12 protein-coding genes, 2 tRNA genes and 2 pseudogenes are annotated in these 21,797 nt (G+C 46.8%); 5 read left to right on the top strand and 11 right to left on the bottom strand.

The window, feature by feature from the left end; genetic code table 11:
• From O9295_RS19000 to O9295_RS18990, 3 genes and pseudogenes are all read right to left on the bottom strand, one after another.
• Positions 1–468 (bottom strand): annotated as a pseudogene (locus O9295_RS19000) (RNA-guided endonuclease InsQ/TnpB family protein); the annotation flags it as partial.
• 219 nt (positions 469–687) lie between these two features.
• Positions 688–1,258: pseudogene (locus O9295_RS18995) on the bottom strand (RNA-guided endonuclease InsQ/TnpB family protein); the annotation flags it as partial.
• Positions 1,236–1,844, bottom strand: a complete 609-nt coding sequence (locus O9295_RS18990) for an IS607 family transposase (RefSeq protein ID WP_147070190.1) — start codon at positions 1,842–1,844, stop codon at positions 1,236–1,238. The pseudogene O9295_RS18995 and the gene O9295_RS18990, both read right to left, overlap by 23 nt.
• A 147-nt stretch (positions 1,845–1,991) precedes the next feature.
• On the opposite strand from O9295_RS18990, the gene O9295_RS18985 reads away from it, so the two are divergent.
• The 3 genes from O9295_RS18985 to O9295_RS18975 all read left to right on the top strand — a co-directional run bounded on the left by O9295_RS18985 (position 1,992) and on the right by O9295_RS18975 (position 2,812).
• Positions 1,992–2,076: transfer RNA gene (locus O9295_RS18985), tRNA-Ser, on the top strand.
• A 106-nt stretch (positions 2,077–2,182) separates the two neighbouring features.
• On the top strand, positions 2,183–2,698 hold the full coding sequence (locus O9295_RS18980) for a GNAT family N-acetyltransferase (protein ID WP_002736326.1): 516 nt from the start codon (positions 2,183–2,185) through the stop codon (positions 2,696–2,698).
• A 40-nt stretch (positions 2,699–2,738) separates the two neighbouring features.
• Positions 2,739–2,812: transfer RNA gene (locus tag O9295_RS18975), tRNA-Pro, on the top strand.
• Positions 2,813–3,031: 219 nt separating this feature from the next.
• Here O9295_RS18975 and O9295_RS18970 read toward each other — a convergent pair.
• From O9295_RS18970 to O9295_RS18945, 6 genes are all read right to left on the bottom strand, one after another.
• Complete coding sequence (locus O9295_RS18970; protein WP_288034522.1) at positions 3,032–7,039, bottom strand: DNA-directed RNA polymerase subunit beta'; 4,008 nt, start codon at positions 7,037–7,039, stop codon at positions 3,032–3,034.
• Positions 7,040–7,356: 317 nt separating this feature from the next.
• On the bottom strand, positions 7,357–10,668 hold the full coding sequence (rpoB, locus tag O9295_RS18965; protein WP_061430915.1) for a DNA-directed RNA polymerase subunit beta: 3,312 nt from the start codon (positions 10,666–10,668) through the stop codon (positions 7,357–7,359).
• A gap of 144 nt (positions 10,669–10,812) precedes the next feature.
• Entirely contained in the window at positions 10,813–11,592 is a 780-nt protein-coding gene (locus O9295_RS18960) for a TatD family hydrolase (RefSeq protein WP_147073629.1), read from the bottom strand.
• A 50-nt stretch (positions 11,593–11,642) separates the two neighbouring features.
• The gene (gene rpsT, locus O9295_RS18955; protein ID WP_002737368.1) at positions 11,643–11,936 is read right to left on the bottom strand and encodes a 30S ribosomal protein S20; all 294 of its coding nucleotides are present in this window, start codon (positions 11,934–11,936) and stop codon (positions 11,643–11,645) included.
• A 214-nt stretch (positions 11,937–12,150) separates the two neighbouring features.
• Complete coding sequence (rpoD, locus tag O9295_RS18950) at positions 12,151–13,401, bottom strand: RNA polymerase sigma factor RpoD (RefSeq protein WP_147073631.1); 1,251 nt, start codon at positions 13,399–13,401, stop codon at positions 12,151–12,153.
• Positions 13,402–14,292: 891 nt separating this feature from the next.
• Positions 14,293–15,894, bottom strand: coding sequence for a 2-isopropylmalate synthase (locus O9295_RS18945; RefSeq protein ID WP_288034521.1), 1,602 nt, complete (start codon positions 15,892–15,894; stop codon positions 14,293–14,295).
• Between the two features lie 176 nt (positions 15,895–16,070).
• Between O9295_RS18945 and O9295_RS18940 the strand changes: the two genes are divergently transcribed.
• The gene (locus O9295_RS18940; protein ID WP_002783895.1) at positions 16,071–16,406 is read left to right on the top strand and encodes a hypothetical protein; all 336 of its coding nucleotides are present in this window, start codon (positions 16,071–16,073) and stop codon (positions 16,404–16,406) included.
• Positions 16,407–16,686: 280 nt separating this feature from the next.
• On the top strand, positions 16,687–18,246 hold the full coding sequence (locus O9295_RS18935; protein ID WP_288034519.1) for an FAD-dependent oxidoreductase: 1,560 nt from the start codon (positions 16,687–16,689) through the stop codon (positions 18,244–18,246).
• Positions 18,247–18,261: 15 nt separating this feature from the next.
• Here O9295_RS18935 and O9295_RS18930 read toward each other — a convergent pair whose 3' ends face one another.
• Positions 18,262–19,770 (bottom strand): helicase C-terminal domain-containing protein, encoded by a 1,509-nt coding sequence (locus tag O9295_RS18930; RefSeq protein ID WP_288034516.1) that lies wholly within the window; start codon positions 19,768–19,770, stop codon positions 18,262–18,264.
• 331 nt (positions 19,771–20,101) lie between these two features.
• Positions 20,102–21,103, bottom strand: a complete 1,002-nt coding sequence (locus tag O9295_RS18925; RefSeq protein WP_288034513.1) for a PEP-CTERM sorting domain-containing protein — start codon at positions 21,101–21,103, stop codon at positions 20,102–20,104.
• Between the last annotated feature and the right edge of the window lie 694 nt (positions 21,104–21,797).

The following is a 21,797-nucleotide window of genomic DNA, read 5'->3' as shown; positions in this document are numbered from 1 at the left end:
AACAAAAGAGCATTGTTCACAATCAAAAACTCTTTCGGATAAAGATAGAGACTCTTTTTTGTATCCACAATTGGAACAGATTTTGCTACTGGGGAACCATCTATCAGCTACGATTAACTCCGCACCATACAACTGAGTTTTATAATCAAGTTGTCTCCGGAACTCGTAAAATCCCATGTCTTGAACAGCTTTAGCTAATTTATGATTAGCCATCATTCCAGACACATTTAAATCCTCAATTACTATCTGACCGTGGTTCTTGGCCAGATAATTGGTGAGTTTATGCAACGTATCTTTACGAATGTTAGCTATTTTAAAATGAAATTTAGCGATTTGTCGTTGGGCTTTTTTCCAATTACTTGAACCTTTGATTTTACGTCGGTTTAAGTATTGTAGTCTGGACAGCTTTTTCTCATATTTTCGATAACTTTTGGCTCCTTCAAATATCTCCCCTGTTGATAAAGTAGCTAAGGTTAGCTGAATAAATCTAAAAACCTTGTTGGGTAAGACTTTTAGACTTTTTGTCAATCAAAAAGTACCAGATATGGGAGTGGTCGGGGGGAAAATTCCTGGACTTTTTCCCTGAAAATTAGGTAATTTACCCCCTCAAAATGGGTAAAACCCCACACCCCACACCCCACACCCTACACCCTGCCCCTAGGAAAAACTTTTTCAGCAGACCCTAGCTAAAGATTTAACCCCCAGATCACAACCAACCACCTCATAAATTTTCTCAGTTGTTTGCTGCTCAATCTCAATCTTAAAACTGATAAACCATCTAGCAGCCTTTTTGCTAATAGTGACAGATTTTGGCTGGCATCTATATGGTAGCCGCTCGTAAGTTTTTAACCAACCAATCCCAGGAACTTTTATCTTTTGATGAGCCACTTTAAGGCTACCATCTAGAGTAAAACTATCCTGTTTACCTTTTTTCTTGAACTTTGGTGGTTTAGCTATCTTTTTGAAGCATCGTTTCCACGCATCAGATAAAGCTCTTAATGCCCATTGAGGAGCGCATTTAGACACTTGATAATACCAATCCTGCTCAGATTTAACTAATGCTACTAACCATTTAGGTCGATCAATAGCCCTAGAAAACTTGATTTTATCTGAGAGGGTTAGCTTTGTTATGAGCCAAGATTTGCTTAGTTAAAGCTAATCCCCAGTTCCAAGCATGATGAGCAGTTCCTGCGTGTTGAGCTAATAATGAGCGTTGTTGATTATTCAGTTTTAATTCAGTCTTGAATCCTAGTAGCAACGTCCCTTAACTCCTCTACGATTTTTCTATTTTTATCACTTCTGGAGCCATACAACCTAGCAGAAAATAAAGTAATAATTTCTAAGACATCTGGCACTAAATCCTCCTCAAATGTACTGTCTTCAGTTCGATTGATAATGACAACTTCAGTTCCAAAGTGTTCACACAGACTAAAGATTAATTCACTACCAAATCTAAGCAGTCTATCTTTATGAGTTAAGACTAATCTCTCTACTTTACTATCAACAATCAATCTGATTAATCGCTTTAATCCTTTCTTGTTGTAGTTAAGTCCCGAACCTAGATCGTCTATAATTTCAACTTGCCAACCGTTTTGAGCGCAAAACAGTTCGACAACTTCTTTTTGACGTTCCAAATCCTTTCTTTGGTCATGACTAGAAACACGGCAATAACCAACGGTATAAGAGAGATTCTCTCTTACTCCAAGCAACTGAGAAACGGTATAACGCCGATGTCCGTTAGCGGTTCTTTCGGGTATTAGTTTACCTTCGGACTCCCAACGTCTTAAAGTTGATACGCTTACACCTTTTAATTTAGCCGCTTCTGATATGGTTAACTTACTCATAAAACTATAATAGCACAAGTTGCGAGCAAGTTTAGATAATATTAGTTAGATTTTTGGTTTTTGTTTCTGACCCTTTTCCCTACATTTGCGGAAAATTTTTTGATTTAGGCAAGAGATCTAATGATAAGATATAGATCTGGCTGCCTTGGAGAGGTGGCAGAGTGGTCGATTGCGCTCGACTTGAAATCGAGTAACCAGCAATGGTTCGTGGGTTCAAATCCCACCCTCTCCGTACTCAACCAATCAAATTTGGACTCAGGTTGCCCGATTGTTCGTAGACAGGGGAAAATAAAATATACTAGGCTAAAAGGATAATATTGAGGCAGTAGCCCCCTGGCATGGTTTTTTGGAAAAGATTGTTTAATAGCTCGGAAGTCACTGCATCTCCTGACTATTCGGGAGACTTGGTAGAGGTTGCCCAGAATGACCTCGGACAGACGCGAGTGTTTTTTAGTACCGATCGAGAGCTAGATCTATATGAGTTAGAAGAACTTTGTGACTCGGTAGGTTGGGCCCGTCGTCCTTTACGCAAAGTTAAAAAGGCGATCGAATGTAGTTTTTTAGTGGTGTCGATGTGGGAAGTGCGAGGTAATCGCCGTCGTTTAGTGGGTTTTGCCCGTGCCACTTCCGATCACGCTTTTAATGCTACAGTCTGGGATGTGGTTGTTCATCCTCACTATCAAAGTAAAGGCTTTGGTAAAGCATTAATGAAATTTATGATCAGGAAGTTGCGGGGTGAGGACATCAGTAATATAACTCTTTTCGCCGATCCGCAGGTGGTGGATTTTTATCGTCGTCTCGGTTTTGTTCTCGATCCCGAAGGTATCAAAGGTATGTTTTGGTATCCCGATTAAGAATGCGGATCTTGGGCTATACTAAAAAAGGAGTTTATTTCGGGATGTAGCGCAGCTTGGTAGCGCGCCTGCTTTGGGAGCAGGATGCCGCAGGTTCAAATCCTGTCATCCCGACTTGAGAGAAAATTCTTAAAATCCTAACTTTGTCTCCTTTCCGGTTGACAAAAAAGGCTGCCTTCTTTTATTGCTAAACTTAGGTGAATTAGCCAGAAAATTAGGGAGTTTGGGGAGAGAAGCAGGAGATTCTTGGGGAATAATCGGGGTTTTTCTCGAGAAAAATTGCCCTTGCCTCCCCTTGTCTCCCACTGCTCCTTGTAATATCTCCACAGACGATTATTCTTCTTCTTCGTAATCCTCCTCGAAATCGTCCTCATCTCCTTCCTCATCCGGTTCTGACCAGCGATCGCTGATGGGTTGGCGACTAAAGCGACTGCTGCCGCGGGAGGAGAGGAAAGCCATCTCATCATCCTCTAAATCGACCACATCACCCTCAGCGTAGGCGCGAGCGGTTTGATCGTCAAGAATCATATCGCTATCCTCGCTACTATCGCCGAAACCGGGACGAGGGGGCAAGCCGAGGCCGCCGGGGGGAGCGTAATAGCTACGATTGTTGTAGTTATATTCCTCCTCTGGGGGGGTGTAATCGCTGATCCCCGCCGTGTTTTCGTGGGAATTGAAGCCAGTACCCGCCGGAATCAGACGACCGATAATCACGTTTTCCTTGAGACCCCGTAACCAGTCGGACTTGCCTTCGATCGCCGCTTCGGTGAGGACGCGGGTGGTTTCTTGGAAGGAGGCGGCACTGATAAAGCTATCGGTATTCAAGGAAGCTTTGGTGATCCCCAGTAGTACAGGCGTATATTTAGCTGCCGCCCCACCGGTGATCGACATGGCTTCGTTTACCGTCTCCACCTGTCGCAGTTCCAACAATTCCCCGGGTAACATACTGGTATCGCCGCCGTCATCGATCCGCACCTTAGAGGTCATCTGACGCACGATCACTTCAATATGTTTATCGGCAATATCGATACCTTGGGATTGGTAAACCGACTGTACCTGATCAACGAGGAACATCTGGGTTTTTTCCAAGGCTTTCAGGGCTGCCTCGTAACTGCCCAGGCTATCCACATAATAATTAAAGAACACCTCTAAAATCTCGTGGGGATTAGCCTGACCATCGGTTAACGCCTGACCCACATCAATACGCTGATTATCGCTCACCAGAGGGTTTTGACTGCCTAAAAGCGGATATTCACTGATCGTGCCGTCATCCTCGACCACCTTAATATCGACGATCTCAGAATCTTGGTACTCCACTTGACAAACTCCCGGTTTGCGTGCCAGGACACAGGCCTCTTTCGGTTTGCGGGCTTCGAGCAGTTCTTCGATTCTCGGCAAACCTTGAATGATATCCCCAGTTTTCGAGCGCTCAAACACCAACAGCACCAAATTATCGCCCCGTTGGACCAGATCTCCCTCGTCGATGTGCAGAATTGCCCCGGCCGATACTCGGTAGGGTCGGGCCTTACGCAGACGGATTTCATAGCCAGTGGCGGTTTTGTCAACGGCCAGCACTTGACCGGAATTGGGGGCTAAAACTCCGGCAGCGATCTCAGCTTCGGCGATTACCAGATCCCCGGCTTTGACGGTGGGAGCAACAGCGAGCGGGAGAATAAACTCGTCACGGTCACTCACAATTAAAAGACGGCGCACCGCTTCGCTGCCCTTGCGAATCCCGCGAATTTCTCCAGCTTCCTTACACTGGATTTCGGTTCTGGCCACCACTGCCCCCGGTGGAATTTCATCGCCATCTTGGACGAGAACGCGAGTCTGAATATTACCCCCTAAAGGATCATTATCACTATCTCGACGCAGCACCAGAGATTCGAGAATAACTAACTGTAAACGCTGACAATCGCTGTCCTCAATCGGTTCTAACTCGATATCGGCCGTCAGATGGGAGACCGATTCTGGTTCTTCGCCCTTAATTTCTAGGACTAATTGGGTGCTGATCAGTTGACAACCCTCGACGGATTTAACTCTTTCCCCGTCTTTAAAGAAAATGCGCTGTACCGATCGCAGTTCGATATGTCGTCCTCCTTCTTGGTTAGCGGAACCTTGGGTGGGAGAAGTGGATTGGTCTTGTACGGTGAACTCCTGTACCGGTCGCAGCAGTAATCCCAAACCCTCGTTAGTTTCCACCCATTCCGCTTGCCGTAACTCCTCGATCGTGACTTCGGGAGTCAACTGTGTCCCGGGGTAAATTAACTGTTCTTGGGCAATTCCAGAGGATTCCGGTTCGAGATCCATAAATAACAGCCCCGGTTTGACAATGATCTCCCGGAGGATGTCATTTTTTTGGATGACTTCCACCACACCGCTAGAGTTACAGAAGATGTCTTTAACCACTTCTTCCCCTGCTTCCACATACTGCCCATCTTCCACCTGTAAGAGGGAGATATCTTTATTGACTTCGTGGGTTTCTTCGGGAATCCAGAGGATCGTGCCGCCTTTGGTGATTTCATAACCCTGTTTGCGGCTGCCTTTGGAGACTTCGATATCGACGTATTTAATCATCCCGCCGGTGTGGGTTTGATAGCGATCGTCGATTAACTCGGCGACAATGGCATGATTCTGTACTTTTGTCCCCGGAGTGGTTTTCAGCAGGAAGCGTTGACCATCGACCGTATGAATAATAAATTGTTCTCGACCGGCACTACTTTCTACTTTTACTTCGGCCTGATCCAAGGACACGGAAGCGGTGACGATATCGATTTCCCGGCTATTGGGGGCTAAACGCACCAAACCGCCGTTAGTGGATACCAGCTTAGTTTCCGCCAGAACATCCCCCACTTGTACTGTATCGCCGTTACTGACCACGGGTTCGGCCCCGGTTGGCAAGTTATACACTTCTCCGGAGAGAATCCATAGTAATCCCCCCCGTTGGGCGATGCGGGTGGTGTTGCCTTGGCGATCGGTTTTTTCCTCTGGGACTAATTGGGAGAATAGCACCTCGCCAGCTAAGTCACTGGTTACGTCTTTTGTGGCTTTTTCCGTGGATTTTTGGACTTTATCGGAGGTAATTTCCGCTAGTAACTGTTCCTCGCTTACTGTTGCCCCATCGGTGACAAATAGCAGTGATCCCGGAGTCAAAGAGTAGGTGACAGTTTCTTTAGTTTTATCCTTGGGTGTTAATTTAATTTCCCCCGGTGCCTCCACCTGGTCCCGTTCATCCCCGTGGCGAGTTCGCACGTTACGGATACTTAACCCCGGCAGAAAACGCACGCTTCCCTCGAAGGGACTCCGCACTTGCCGGGCCACTTCTCCGGTAAATACGCCCCCGGTGTGGAAGGTACGCATGGTTAACTGAGTTCCCGGTTCCCCGATCGATTGGGCGGCAATAATCCCCACTGCTTCCCCCATATCCACCGGATGACCGTGGGCCAGACTCCAACCGTAACAGGTTTGGCAAACCGAGCGGGCCGCTTCACAGGTTAACGGGCTGCGGACTTTGATTTTATCGACGAGTCGCCCTAGTTTTTCGGCGGTTTCGTCATCGATAATCTGGTTGCGGGTGGCGATCACTTCTCCATTGACCACCACATCTTCGGCCAAGGAACGACCTAATAGGCGATCGCTTAAGGGAATTAACACGCGATCGCCATCGGTCATGGCGGTTAATTCAACATAACGATTAGTGCCACAATCTGCCTCGCGGACGATGACATCTTGGGACACATCCACCAGACGACGGGTCAGATAACCGGAATCTGCCGTCCGTAGGGCTGTATCAACTAAACCTTTGCGCGCCCCGTAGGAGGAAATAACGTATTCGGTAACGGTCAATCCTTCCCGGAAGTTAGTCTTAATCGGGAGGTCAATAATTTCCCCCTGGGGATTAGCCATTAATCCCCGCATTCCCACTAACTGACGCACTTGGCTCATATTGCCCCGCGCTCCCGAGAAAGCCATCATATAGACGGAGTTGAGGGGATCGGTCACTTGGAAGTTGCGAATTACTTCATCTTTAAGCGATTCAGATGTACTATTCCAAGTGTCAATTACTTTTTGGAAGCGTTCCACTTCGGTGATTTCCCCGCGCACATAACGCTGTTCGGTTTGCCGGATTTCCTGTTCGGCACTTTCGATCATCTGTCGTTTAGCCGGCGGTACGGTTAAATCATCCACACTAATGGAAACCCCCGCTTTGGTAGCGAAACGAAACCCGAGGTTTTTCAATTCATCGGCCATTTGTGAACAGCGCGCCGAACCGTAGTTTTGATAGGCCCAAGCGATCAATTTTTTCAGTTTTCCTTTGTCAACAGTTTGGTTATAAAACATCTCGATCCGGGTAACAAGTAAACAGCTATTAGCTATCAGCCATCGGTGAACAGTAACAAGATTGGTTATAAGGTTTAGGTGTGGGGTGTTGGGGTTTTAGGGTTTTAGGGTTTTAGGGTGTTGGGGTGTTAGGGTTTTAGGGTGTTGGGGTGTTGGGGTGTTGGGGTTTTAGGGTTTTAGGGTTTTAGTTGAATTCCCCCATTTCCCCATTTCCCCATTTCCCCATTTCCCCATTTCCCCATTTCCCCATTTCCCCATTTCCTCATTTCCCCATTTCCCCATTTCCCCATCACCTAACCCCTCACTGATCACTGAAATTACACTTCCGATTCTTCTTCTTCAAGGTCTTCCGTGGTTAAGGATTCGTAGGTGGGGCGAGAGGGGGCGCGACGACCGACATCGACCATCAGATCCACCTCCACATCGCGGGAAGTACCATCGGGGGCATTTTCCACCTTGTGAACGGCGATATCGAGGCCGAGGGATTGCAATTCTCGCATCAAAACCTTAAAGGATTCTGGCGTACCCGGGCGGGGAATCGGCTTGCCTTTTACGATCGCATTTAAAGCCTCATTCCGTCCTTGCATATCATCGGATTTTACCGTTAGCAATTCCTGCAAGGTATAGGCCGCCCCGTAGGCCTCTAGGGCCCAGACTTCCATTTCTCCGAAGCGCTGACCCCCCTGTTGAGCTTTACCGCCCAGGGGTTGCTGGGTAACCAAGGAGTAGGGACCGGTAGAACGGGCGTGAATTTTATCATCAACCAAGTGAACCAGTTTTAACATATAGGCCATACCGACGGTAACGGGACGGTCAAAGGGTTCCCCGGTGCGACCATCGTAGACGGTGACTTTGCCGGCGTGTTCTTCCTTGAACACCCAATCGCGATTGGGTTTTTTCGAGGCACTTTCTAGCAATCCGTGGACGGTTAAACGGCTGGCTTCTTCCCCGTACATTTCGTCAAAGGGAGTAATCTTAAAGCGTACGCCCAGATTTTCCCCGGCCCAACCCAGTAAACATTCAAACACCTGACCGACGTTCATGCGACTGGGAACCCCCAGGGGATTGAGAACGATATCGACGGCACGACCATCGGGGAGGTAGGGCATATCTTCTAGGGGCAGAATCCGAGAAATAATCCCTTTATTGCCGTGACGACCCGCCATTTTATCGCCCACTTGGATTTTGCGTTTTTGGGCAACATAGACCCGCACCACCATATTGGCCCCGGGGGGTAATTCATCCCCCTGTTCGCGGGTAAATACCCGCACATCTACTACCCGGCCTTTTTCGCCGTTGGGGACGCGTAGGGAGTTATCCCGTACATCCCGTGCCTTTTCGCCGAAAATTGCCCGCAGTAGTTTTTCTTCGGGGGGTTGGTCTGATTCGCCTTTCGGGGTGACTTTCCCCACGAGGATATCGCTGGCTTCTACCCAGGCACCGATGCGAATAATGCCGCGTTCATCGAGGTTTCGCAGGGCATCTTCACCGACGTTGGGAATTTCCCTGGTGATTTCCTCTGGCCCAAGTTTAGTTTGACGGGCTTCGATTTCGTATTTTTCGATGTGGATACTGGTATAGACATCTTGTGCCACCAGTCGTTCACTGATTAAAATCGCGTCTTCGTAGTTATAGCCTTCCCAGGGCATATAGGCGACGAGGATATTCTGGCCGAGGGCGATTTCTCCTCCTTCGGTGGCGGAACCATCGGCGAGAATCTGCCCGGGGACAACCTGTTCACCTTGATAGACTAAAGGACGCTGATTTAAGCAGGTATCTTGGTTAGAGCGTTGATATTTCTGAATTTCGTACTCGATCTCGCTCTTGCCAAAAATCTCTTTGTCTTCATCCGCCACTTTGATGCGAATCCGGTTAGCATCGACGTAGGAAACGACCCCATTGGTACGCGAAACGATGACCATACCGGAGTCGCGAGCGGCCTGTGCTTCCAATCCGGTACCCACAAGGGGACGTTCGGGACGCAGCAGGGGAACCGCTTGTCGTTGCATATTAGAACCCATGAGGGCGCGGTTAGCGTCGTCGTGTTCGAGGAAGGGAATCAGGGAAGTTGCCACCGAGACAATTTGGACGGGGGAAACACAAACGTAGTCCACTTGTTCGGGGGAAGTGGTGGAGAATTCCTGCCGATAGCGCACCGGGATAGTTTCGCCGAGGATATAACCATTTTCATCGGTGGCCACGTCTCCGGGAGCCACCCGCAGATCGTCTTCTTCGTCGGCGGTTAGGTATTTAACGGGGAGATCATAGCGTACTCGGCCATTTTCCACCACATAACAGGGGGTTTCAATAAAACCGTAGTCGTTGACGCGAGCGTAGGTGGCCAGGGAACCGATTAAACCGGCGTTGGGACCTTCTGGGGTTTCCACCGGACAAATGCGACCGTGGTGGGAGGGGTGGATGTCGCGCACGGCAAAACCGGCCCGTTCCCGGGTGAGACCGCCGGGGCCGAGGGCGGAAATGCGGCGTTTATGGGTCAATTCCGCTAGGGGATTGGTTTGATCCATGAACTGGGAGAGTTGCGAGGAACCAAAGAATTCTTTAATCGCCGCTACTAGGGGTTTCGGGTTGACTAGGGAAGCGGGGGTGAGGTTTTGGGATTCGCTGACGGTCATCCGTTCCCGAATGATTCTTTCTAAGCGGTTTAAACCCACTCGCACTTGGTTTTGTAGCAGTTCACCCACGGAACGGACGCGACGGTTGCCGAGGTGGTCGATGTCGTCGGTGTTGCCGATGTCAAATTCGAGGTTAATTAGGTAGTCGATCGCTGCTAAGATGTCGGTGGTGGTCAGAACGCGCTGGTTATCGGGGACGTTGAGGCGTAGTTTTTTGTTGAGTTTATAACGACCAACGCGACCGAGATCGTAGCGTTTATTGTCAAAAAAGCGCGATTCGAGCAGTTGTTGTCCGCCGGTGACGGTGGGAGGTTCCCCGGGGCGTAGTTTGCGGTACAGGTCGAGGAGGGCCTCTTCTTCGCTGGGATTGCCTTCTTTGTCGAGGGTTTTTTGGTAGAATTCGGGATGGCGTAGGGAGTCAAAGATTTCGTTATCGCTCAATCCGATCGCTTTCAGGAGAACTTGGGCGGATAATTTGCGGGTTTTGTCGATTCTGACCCAGACTAAGCCGTTTTTGTCGGTTTCAAATTTTAACCAAGCTCCTCGGTTGGGAATCAGGGAAGCGGAGTAGGTACGGCGACCGTTTTTGTCGATTTCGGCTTTGTAGTAAACACCGGGGGAACGGACGATCTGATTGACGATGACTCGTTCGGCCCCGTTAATGATAAAGGTTCCCCGTTCGGTCATCAGGGGTAAATCGCCGATAAAGACTTCCTGTTCGATGTTTTCTCCCGTTTCTTTGTTGATTAGACGGGTGGGAACGTACATCTGAACGGAATAGGTGCTATCGCGTCGTTTGGCTTCATCGACGTTGTATTTCGGTTCTTTGAGTCTGTAGTCCTGGCCGAGGAAATGTAGTTCTAATTTACCTGTATAGTCGCTGATGGGGGAAAAGCTATTCAGTTCCTCGATTAGTCCTTCTTCCAAAAACCACCGAAAACTGGAGTGTTGGATTTCGATGAGGTCGGGTAAGAGGTTAAAGGTAAGATTGTTCATTATGGTTACAAGGGCTGATGACACGATAGCGACGGTCGGATATCAGTGAGCGGTGAGGGGTTAGGTGATGGGGTATTGGGGAGAAAAGCCGTCTCCTGAATACTGACTCCTTTCTCCTGTCTCCTGTCTAATAAACTATGTTTTTTAACTGGGGAGTTGAAATAAGTTGCGGGCGTTCTGGGTGGTTTGTTCGGCTAGGGTTTCGACCGGATAGCCGCGCAGACGGGCGACGGTTTCGGCCACATGGAAGACGAAAGAGGGTTCACAAGGTTTACCGCGGTGGGGATTGGGTGAGAGAAAGGGGCAATCGGTTTCGATCAGTAGGCGATCGCTGGGGACAATTTGGGCGGCAGCTTGCACAGTTTTACTGTTTTTGAAGGTGACAATGCCGCTAAAGCTGATGTAAAAACCCAAATCTAAAAACCATTGAGTTTCTTCGGGGTTGCCAGTCCAGCAGTGCATCACGCCGCGAATTTTGCCCACTTGTTGGCGAAAGGCGCTGATTTCCTCCCGCATGACCAGGGCCGCATCTCGACAATGGATAATCACGGGTTTATCGAGACGATGGGCGATTTCTAATTGCGTCCAAAAGACCTGTTTTTGCTGCTCTTGATTATCCGCTTTATAGAAGTCTAAACCCATTTCCCCGATCGCCACGACGCGCCGATCAGATCGGGCTAGGGATTCGATCTGATCGGCACTATTATCTCGCCATTTTTGGGCATCTAGGGGATGTAAACCGACGGCGAAGGAAATTTCCTCAAATTGATCGGCAATGGCTTTAATCGCTGCAAACTCTTCCGGTTCGACACAGGAGTGAACCAGATGAACGACTCCCACACTTCGCCAACGTTCGGAGATAGCGGGCAAGTCGGCTTGCAAAACGTCAAAGTTCAAATGAACGTGCGTATCTATTAATTGCATCGACCCCCGATCGCTTGTTGCGTCTGTCCTGATTACAGCTTACTCGTTTCTTAGGAAGCTTGGCTAACTTTTTGCAAAGCTTTGGCTAAACCCGCTTTTTTTCTAGCGCCGTTGTTCCGGTGCAAGACGTTGCGCTTGACGGCTTTATCGATTTTACTGTAAGCTTCCGATAGAGCTTGTTGGGCGCTTTCTAGCCCTTCTGGGCTGGGGTTGGCTCCGTAGGCCGAGACAGCGACAAGACATTTTTTGATCAGGGTTCTTACGGCTGACTTGTACGCTTTGTTGCGGAGACGATTTCTTTCGGAGATTTGGACTCGTTTGAGTGCAGACTTTGTATTAGCCACAGTCGTTTCTTGTTCTCAATACTGGTATGGTTAATCGGGACACAGACAAACCATAATAACAGATTTGTGCTATTTGTTGCAAGAGTTTTCTGGACAAGATTGGGGCAACCCCAGAGATATTTTCAGGATTAGGTTCCCACCGATGGGGAAGTGTAGATGACGATAAAACTGAGCCTCAAGGAGACTCAGTTGCTAGTTTTTTAAGAGCGGGAAGTTAACGAATGTACTCTTTGAGGATACTATTACGGTTGGGGTGACGCAGTTTCCGCAGGGCCTTGGCTTCTATTTGACGAATGCGCTCGCGAGTGACGTTGAAAATCTGGCCGATTTCTTCGAGTGTTTTCATCCGGCCGTCATCTAAACCGTAGCGCAGACGCAGCACATCGCGTTCGCGAGGACTAAGGGTATCGAGGACGTTTTCTAAATCCTCGCGTAATAAATTTTTAGAAACTTCATCTTCTGGGGTTTCCCCATCCGCTTCGATAAAGTCTCCTAAACGGGAATCTTCTTCTTTACCGATGGGAGTCTCTAGAGAAATAGGTAATTGGGCAGATTTAGCAATAAAACGCAGTTTTTCAATGGTCATCTCCATCTTGGTGGCGATTTCTTCCTCGGTGGGTTTGCGACGCATTTCCTGAGAAAGAATCTTGGTGGTTTTTTTGATCCGGGAGATGGTTTCGTAGAGGTGGACGGGAAGTCTAATGGTGCGGGATTGATCGGCGATCGCCCGGGTGATGGCTTGACGAATCCACCAAGTGGCATAGGTGGAGAATTTATAACCCTTTTCGTGGTCGAATTTTTCGGCGGCGCGGATCAAACCGAGGGAACCTTCTTGAATTAAATCTTGGAAGGAAAGACCGCGATTCATGTATTTCTTGGCGATGGAAACCACTAAACGCAGGTTCGATTGTACCATTTTTTCCTTAGCGCGACGACCATGGTACAAACGACGCTTAAAGGCCGATAAGTATTCCTTTGATTTCGCCAGCCATTCTTCCACCAGAGGAGCCATTAGCTCCGTCTTACCTAAATAAGCCTTAATATCCGATAATTTCGGTTCTTTTTCCGATTTTTCGGCGATAATTTTTTCGATGCGCTCGAACAAGAAAACCTGTTTTCCCCATTCAGCATCGGTATAGAGGCGAAAATCTTCGCGAATACGTTCTAATTTCAGTAGATCGGCGATTTTTCTCGCTAATTCGATCTCCTCCTCCGCTCTCAATAACCGAATCCTGCCGATCTCTTGCAGATAAATCCGAATCGAATCTTCCGTATAGGGTTTTTTTCTGGCCGCGTCGCGACGACGAGCGCTGGCAAGGCGGCGGGTTTTTTTGCCATCGTTGCTATCGCTGGTTTCTTCTAGCTCTAACTCGATATCCTCATCATCGAAGTCTTCGTCTAGGTCAATCAAATCTAAATCCAATTGCGGCTCGGTAAGGGTTAGTACATTGTGGGCCTGCGTCATGCCGTTTTCCTCTTGCTCCTTCTGTGCAAAACTAGAAGATCGAATCTCAATCTAGGTGATACTGAACGAATTTGTGTCTCCAATCCGAGACGGGGAAAGACTTTTCCGATTGTAGCTTTAATTACAACAAATGGGAGAAGATCTTTGCTTAAATTCTCTTGTGTCGATGGGATTTTAGCGACACGGAATGCTGTTTTAGCTCGGTCAACTCATAATCTGGCTCCTGCAAAAATTGGGTAAATGGCTGGAGGACTGAAATCCGATCACCCGATTGTCTGCGGTGTTGACCAGATAGCTAACAATCAAAGGAATTATGGGGTGGGTTAACTGTTCCCAATGGCAAGGGGAACAGCATCCCTATTGGCCCTTGCTAATTCCTTTGTTCCTTAGCCATTGTATTTAATTTGAGCGGATTCTTACGGATAAATTTCATCCCTCATTGCTTTTACGGGAATCTGTTTTTGGTACATCTGCACCATGATAATAGAGCGCAAGCTCATACTATTAACTTAGCAACATTTTAGAAATTTGCGAGACAAATTTAAGATTTTCTCCAACAGCGCCATGGGGAGTGGGGAGTGGGGAGTGGGGTGTGGGGTGTGGGGAGTGGGGAGTGGGGTGTGGGGTGTGGGGTGTGGGGTGTGGGGAGATGGGGAGATGGGGAGATGGGGAGATGGGGAAGTGGGGAGTGGGGAGTGGGGAGTGGGGAGTGGGGAGTGGGGTGTGGGGAGTGGGGTGTGGGGTGTGGGGTGTGGGGTGTGGGGAGAATAAATAAAAATAGTCTCCTGTCTCCTGACGACCGGCTACTGACGACCGGCTACTGACTCCTGACTCCTGTCTCCTGAATCCTGACTTCTAACCCCACCGACCAACTTGTTCAGCAAACCCTATCTAGACTTGTACCATTTCTGGGGTTTTTTCCTTCTGCTGCAGTGCGACGTGGAGACGGTTTAAGGCACTGACGTAGGCGCGAGCGGAGGCGACAATAATATCGGTATCGGCCGCGTGAGCGGAGTAGGTGCGTCCTTCGTAACGGAGACGGATAGTCACTTCTCCTAAAGCATCGATTCCCTCGGTAACTTCTCGCACCGAGAAAGAAATTAATTCGTTAGGAATCTTCACCACTCGATCGATCGCTTTGCAGAGAGCATCCACCGGCCCTGTACCAATGGCCGCATCGGATAACTCGCTACCGTCGGGATTGCGAATCGTTACCGTGGCCGTGGGCCGGGCGGTGTTGCCACAGGACACTTGTACTAATTCAAGGCGGAAGTGATCGGGAACCGTATCGATTTCATCGTTAACAATAGCTTCCAGATCGCGATCGGTGATTTCCTTTTTGCGATCGGCCATTTCCTTAAACTGGATAAAAGCGTTATTAAGTTCCGTTTCCGAAAGTTCAAAACCCAATTCCTGTAAACGAGAGCGAAAAGCGTTGCGGCCGGAGAGTTTACCGAGGACAATTTGATTATGAGTCAAACCGATCGATTCTGCATCCATAATCTCATAGGTGAGTTTATGTTTTAACACCCCGTCCTGATGGATTCCCGACTCGTGTGCGAAAGCGTTAGCACCGACGATCGCCTTATTCGGTTGCACGATCATGCCGGTAAGATTAGAAACTAGGCGAGAAGTGCGATAGATTTCCTTGGTGTTGATCTTGGTTAAAGGTTCCGTGGACTCTGCTGGACGACCAAGGAAAGGATTAAAATAGGAGCGCCGGACATGAAGGGCCATCACCAACTCTTCTAGGGAAGCATTACCGGCACGCTCACCGATGCCGTTAATGGTACATTCCAACTGTCGAGCGCCATTTTTAACTGCTTCGAGGAAATTAGCCACCGCTAACCCTAAATCGTCGTGACCATGGACGGAGATAATCGCTTGGTCGATATTGGGGACATTTTCCTTAATTCCCCGGATTAAAGCCCCAAATTCGCTGGGGGTGGTGTAACCGACGGTATCGGGAATGTTAACGGTGGTGGCTCCTGCGGTGATCGCTCTTTCGAGGACTTGATAGAGGAATTCCGGATCGCTGCGGCCGGCATCTTCGGGGGAAAATTCCACATCATCAACGAAGGATTTGGCATAGGCCACCATTTCCGGCACAATCTCAAGAACTTCCTGACGGGTCTTCTTAAGTTTGTATTGGAGGTGGATATCAGATGTGGCTAGGAAGGTGTGAATTCTGGGCTTGGCGGCGGGTCTGAGCGCATCGGCGGCTGATTTGATATCTTTTTGAGTAGTGCGGGCTAATCCGCAAATAATCGGGCTATCAGCTTCGCTGCCGACGCTGGCGGCAATTTTCTGCACCGCATCAAAGTCCCCCGGACTAGCGTGGGGAAAACCCGCTTCAATGACATCAACTCCCAGTCGTGCCAGTGCGCGCGCTATGGTTAGCTTCTCATCCACATTTAAAGCGGCACCCGGGGACTGTTCCCCATCTCGAAGGGTGGTATCGAAGATAATCACACGGTCTGGACTGGTATTCATAGTTTTTTTGTACCGTTAACGAACTTGGGAGTTGTTCCTCTGATTATAGCAGCCCAGGCCGAGGGGGTTGTTAAGGAAAATTGCGCTGAGAATTTCTCGACTTGCTCGCGCTTTTCCTGCTTGCCCTTTTTTTGGCTACCATAGAGGATATAGATAAATTGGCGAGGGAGTTAACAATGTTTGGCAAACCAGCGAAAGAACCGAACCCACCGGAGGTAAAAGACCTACAGGAGGTGATGTTTTCGATTAAGCAAAATCTCGAACCAGATCAGGATAAAACTGATATTAATCTTGTGGAGACTCCCCCGCCAGAGGTGGTTACTGTAGTTGAAAATATTAGTAAAATTCTCTCTCCCTATTTTATCGTTTTGGTGGGTTTATTTCTCTATGATCGGAATAGTTTTATCGGTTTTTTGTTAGTCTTTACGGGAGTTTTAGCAATTTTCGGAGTTTCTCTCAAGGATATTAATAAACTCATTGAAGAAGGGAAAAAGTTTTTCCAATCTAAATAGGTTTCTCGTATAGAGCAGTTATCTTAATGGTGAGATGGCCAGTCTCTAATGTTAGGAAACGGCTAGAAGGGAGCTTTTTTCAGTGAGCAGTAAACAGTGAACTGATACTAAATCCAGTTATTAAAAACTGATTATTTATTCTCCCCTTTGCATGAGTGCCTCTTGCATGAGTGCCTGTCCTGATATGTAACCTATACTCAACGGATTTAGTATGATAACTGAAAACTCACATCTGATAACTGACAACTGATAACTGATAACTGATAACTGATATAAGATTATGTCTTTAGTTGCATCTTTACTTGATCGAGTATCTCCTCAGAGTTTACAACAATTGCGGGCCAGCGATCGAGCTTGGCAAGCTTTGCGCTTAGAAAATCCGGTTATTCCTGCGGTAATTAATCAAAGTCAAGAATCTTTAGGAGAGACGGATTTTGATCTAGTGATTGCGGGGGGAACTTTGGGAATTTTCATCGGGGCTGCTTTGCAAACTAGGGGCTGGCGTGTGGCATTATTAGAAAGAGGTATTCTGCGCGGTCGTGAGCAGGAGTGGAATATTTCACGTTTAGAATTAAGCAGTTTTTTAGAGTTAGATTTATTGACCGAAGCTGAATTAAATCAAGCGATAGTGACAGAATATAATCCTGGGAGGGTGGGATTTTATCAAGGTTATGAGCTTTGGGTCAGAGATATTTTAAATATCGGTGTTGATCCGGTTTATTTGCTAGAGACTTTAAAAACTAAGTTTTTAGAAGCGGGAGGAAAGTTATTAGAAAATTCGGGGTTTAGCGGGGCGATTATTCATCCAGATGGAGTAATGGTTAAAACGGGAGAAATGACTTTAAAAACCCGTTTATTAATCGATGCCATGGGTCATTTTTCAGCAATTGCAAAACAGGCAAGAAAAGGGGAAAAACCCGATGGAGTTTGTTTAGTGGTGGGTAGTTGCGGTCAGGGTTTTCCCAGTAATGAAACTGGTGATTTGATTTATTCTTTTACCCCAATCTTGCACCAATGTCAATACTTTTGGGAAGCATTTCCCGCTAGGGATGGTCGGACAACTTATTTATTTACCTATCTCGATACCCATCCCGATCGCTTTAGTTTAGAATTTTTGATGGAGGAGTATTTAAGATTACTGCCGGAGTATCAAAAGGTGGATTTAGAAGCGGTAAAATTTCACCGTTTCCTAGCGGGTTTTTTCCCGGCCTATCGTCAAAGTCCTTTAAAGATGCCTTGGTCAAGAATTCTGGCAGTGGGAGATAGTAGCGGTAGTCAATCTCCGGTAAGTTTTGGTGGTTTTGGGGCAATGGTCAGACATTTAAAAAGGCTAACTTTTGCCATCGAGGAAGCTTTACAAATCGATGCTTTAAACCGAGAAGATTTAGCCCTTTTACAACCATATCAACCTAATATATCGGTAACGTGGCTATTTCAAAAAACCATGAGTGTCCAGATATATGCTAACCCTAATCCCAATCAAATTAATGACTTAATGAGTGGAGTTTTTCGGGTAATGGATAAGTTGGGAGATGAGGTCTTAAAACCATTTTTACAGGATGTGGTGCAGTTTTCTTCCCTCTCAAAAACTTTGCCTTTGGTTAATCCTCAATTAGTTTTACCGATGATTCCGCAAGTGGGTATCAGTCCTTTTATCGATTGGACGGGACATTATTTTAATTTAGCTTTGTATAGTGGTTTATATCCCTTGGCAGCCACCTTAAAACCTGTTTTAGAAAAGTTACCCGACAAGCAAAAATATCTTTACCATCGTTATTTAGACAGTTGGAAATATGGCTCTGGGGGAGATTTTATCAGTAAACTGATAACTGATAACTGATAACTGATAACTGATTTAATCTTTATCTTGAAAAAATTGTTGATCGAGATAATTAACTTTAGCATAGGGTTCTAAAGCGGAGAGAATTTGTCGGCCATAACTGCGGGCATTGACACGATTATCGAGGACAGCCACACAACCTTGACACTCCCGGAGAGACTGGACAGATTGCTGAATTTCCCTCACTGCTGTGGGTAAAAGATAGGCACGAAACCAGTCGAGATGTTGTCGTTTGTAGTAAGCAATTTTGCCAGCAACGAGAGGATTTTCGGGGGATGGTAAGGGTAAAGTAGCGATAATTAATAAACTGGGAGTCGGAAATTTTTCTTGATGGGTTTGCCAGAATTGCCAACCACAAACCAGAATAGTATTATTATTAATCTCAGTTTTTTCCACTTGCACTCGCGAACCGTAATCGGCTGCGATTTGGGTGGCAATTTGTGCCTTGAGGGGAACATCTTCAATCAGGATTACTATCGGTTGTTCACTGGTATGATTAGCACTAACTAATTCCCGCACTTGCTTTAATAACATCGGTTGAAATTCGGGTGTGTTGGGGGCGCTGATGCGATCGGGTAGATATAAATGAATATATTCACTTTCGCGATCAGCTGCAAACTTTAGAGTTAAAATATCTCCGATACCCTGATTTTGACGGTATAAATTAGCGGATTTTTCGCTATCTAAAAAACTGCCGATTAAAACAAAGGGTTGCTGCTGCCAAATCGGTTTGAAAAAACTAGCCACCTCCAAAGGACTGATTTTTAGGGTAAATTCTTCTCGCTCTCGATCTACTGATGTCCAGAGGAGATAATTATGCTCGGGGATTTTTGCCGCTAAAAGTTGCCAAGCAGAATCAGTGGCTAAGTCTTGATCCAAGCGTTGCAGGAGAGCAATTATATATTCTTTTTCTTTGGCATCAATAAGATAGCAATTATAGGGATTAATTGGATGACCAAGAATACTTTGGCCAAGTTGTGCTTTAATTAAGTCTATAAACTCTCTATGCTGGGGATATGCTGACTCTAAAGCGAACCATTGTTCGGGAGTAATGGTGACGGTGAGATAATCTACTAGACAAGTTTCTAAATCTTCGGCTCGATCGATTATCGTGGGGATATTCTGGGGAAAATGACCGAGATTGTCCAATTTATCCTCTAACCATTGTTGGGGTGTGGTGAGGAGTAAACCGGTAAAATTAGCCGGAAAGCGATCGCTTTTGAGGATGTCTCGCTGAGTTTGTAACCATGCTTGCAGATGGGGGATTTCCACTTCTAACAGTAGGTTTACTTCCGACTCTGGGGCAACAATCAGAACAGGTGTATCACCCAAAAGGGCTGGGGTGAGATAACTGAGACAATAACGGGTGAGAGTAGTTCCAGTTTGTATGAGAGAGGACCGTTTTAAGCGTAAGGCTCTAGCCACCAGTCGCCCCATAGTGAGATGATGAGACCAATAAAAGCGCCCTTGTTCCCGTAAAAAAGCGCGTAGGGAAGAATGAACCGCTGCTTCTAATAAAACCATCTCATCTCAGTTATTGGTTATCAGTGATCGATCATAGCCTTGATTTTGCCACTGATTGCAGTCCGAGAGTCCCTGAGGGTGATTTATACTAAATCCGTTGAGTATAGGCTACTTATGAGACAGGCACTCATGCAAGAGGCACTCATGCAAAAGGGGGAATGAATAATCAGTCTTTAATAACCCGATTTATTATTATACCATTTTTCAAGAGTAATGGCAGAGATGGTTAATTGCCCTCACCCCCAACCCCTCTCCCAGAAAGGGAGAGGGGAGTAGGAGGCAAGAGGCACTCTTGCCTCATCTCAACAAGCAATTTAAATTCGCGGGCAGCTTAGGATTTTTTACCAAGGCGAGATAGTAAGATACCGATGGCACCGATACCAAAAATGCCCAGTGTCATGGATGGCTCGGGGACGGGAGTGACAGTGATCTTAAATCCACTGGTGATAAACATTCCAAAAACATTATCGTCATTACTGGGGTTCGCTGTTTTTAAGCGCAGGTATTTATCTCCCGCCGAGATAAAAGGAGCAGAATTAGCACTATTGCCAAGAGCGAGATTATAGTATTCGTCATCGATTCTTGGTCCACCAAAGGGGCTATCAAGTGGGCCGGGGTTAGTAGGGTCATCACCTATCCCCCCAACAGTTATTAAGGCTCCGTCGTCTCCTTCACCGTCATCCTGTCCTCCTGCACTTGTGGTCAATCGTCGATTATTGGTCGAATTAGTGGTTACATCAATCTGGGTGAATTGCTCACTCGGTTGACGGCTGTAACTAGAGGCGAGTGAAACCAGAAAATCTCCTCCAGTGTAAGGACTGACAAAATCAAACTGAACTGTGTCTCCTTTGGTGGACAGTTCCCCGTCCAAGATAACGGAGGTAAAACCTTGGGTAGAAGGATTGCTGTAGGCAACGACAAGAACCGCACCATCATTCTGCCCATTCTCAAGGATACTAAAGTCTTGTAATCCTCCCGTAAAAGAAGAATCGATGATACTGGTGACATCCCAACGGGCGGTGGTAGCTGGGTTTTCATCGGGACCAAGAATAGTTGCTGAACCCACGGAAAGTGCATTCCCATGAAAAGTTACTCCGTTAACTGGGTTATTCCAGACGGAAGCGGCATAGAGATAAGCCCTCTGAATAATAGAACCTGTGGGTATATTGGCTTGAATAACTCCGTTGTTAGAGAGGCTTCCGAAGCCGTCAATAGAAAGGGCAGCGTCGGGAATGACATTTCGTACCAGCAAAGTAGCGGAAGCAGGGGCAATGTTTAGGCAAAGTCCAACAGTAATCCCCAGGGGGAGCAATGAATAAGCAAGTTTTTTCATGATGAGCAACTGGCAACAACTTTCAGATTATAGCGTTTATCATGAAGATGAAGTGTGGCGGTATTTGTCATCATCTCTGGACGATCAGATAATATTCCGACGTTCCGCCGTTCCGTCGTTCTCTAAAACCAGAAACTTCGTATCTCACTGTTAAGATAACTGCTAATAGACTGCATATCTATTCATAATTTGTTTAAGTCAAATTTTTCAAAGGTAATGGCAGAGATGGTTAATTGCCCTCACCCCCAACCCCTCTGCCAGAAGGCTGTTTTTTGGTATTTTTGAGACAGGTTGAGAGTTTCCAGCTTAAGATTTTCGTTGTTTAGGATAGACATAGCGTGCTAACAGACTTAAAAAACATGGGCTGTAAAAGATTACTTTTGCAATTAGCTTTGACAAATCTCAACCTAGTCTAGATCAGAAGCGGGAAGCAATGGCAACAATTTAATTTAGTCTGACTATGAGCATACAGCCTTTATACAAAGACTTGTGTGATTTGACGCAGTAAAAGAAGTATTTAAGGACACAAGTAAGCTAAAACACGCGTAATTAGGGTCTGCTGAATAAATCTAAAAACTTTGTTGGATAAGACTTTTGGACTTTTTTCCCCTCAAAAAGTGCCAGCCATTGCGGGGATCGGGGGAAAATTCAGGTACTTTTTCCCTGAAAATTAGGTAGTTGACCACCTCAAAAC

This window comes from Microcystis sp. LE18-22.4A, from assembly GCF_027531105.1.
Taxonomy (GTDB): domain Bacteria; phylum Cyanobacteriota; class Cyanobacteriia; order Cyanobacteriales; family Microcystaceae; genus Microcystis; species Microcystis aeruginosa.
This window is presented reverse-complemented; position numbering and strand designations above follow the sequence as displayed.

Coding starts and splice junctions, on each gene's coding strand:
- O9295_RS18990 (WP_147070190.1), bottom strand. CDS start 1,844: ATGAGTAAGTTAACCATATCAGAAGCGGCTAAATTAAAAGGTGTAAGC.
- O9295_RS18980 (WP_002736326.1), top strand. CDS start 2,183: ATGGTTTTTTGGAAAAGATTGTTTAATAGCTCGGAAGTCACTGCATCT.
- O9295_RS18970 (WP_288034522.1), bottom strand. CDS start 7,039: ATGTTTTATAACCAAACTGTTGACAAAGGAAAACTGAAAAAATTGATC.
- rpoB (WP_061430915.1), bottom strand. CDS start 10,668: ATGAACAATCTTACCTTTAACCTCTTACCCGACCTCATCGAAATCCAA.
- O9295_RS18960 (WP_147073629.1), bottom strand. CDS start 11,592: ATGCAATTAATAGATACGCACGTTCATTTGAACTTTGACGTTTTGCAA.
- rpoD (WP_147073631.1), bottom strand. CDS start 13,401: ATGACGCAGGCCCACAATGTACTAACCCTTACCGAGCCGCAATTGGAT.
- O9295_RS18945 (WP_288034521.1), bottom strand. CDS start 15,894: ATGAATACCAGTCCAGACCGTGTGATTATCTTCGATACCACCCTTCGA.
- O9295_RS18940 (WP_002783895.1), top strand. CDS start 16,071: ATGTTTGGCAAACCAGCGAAAGAACCGAACCCACCGGAGGTAAAAGAC.
- O9295_RS18935 (WP_288034519.1), top strand. CDS start 16,687: ATGTCTTTAGTTGCATCTTTACTTGATCGAGTATCTCCTCAGAGTTTA.
- O9295_RS18930 (WP_288034516.1), bottom strand. CDS start 19,770: ATGGTTTTATTAGAAGCAGCGGTTCATTCTTCCCTACGCGCTTTTTTA.
- O9295_RS18925 (WP_288034513.1), bottom strand. CDS start 21,103: ATGAAAAAACTTGCTTATTCATTGCTCCCCCTGGGGATTACTGTTGGA.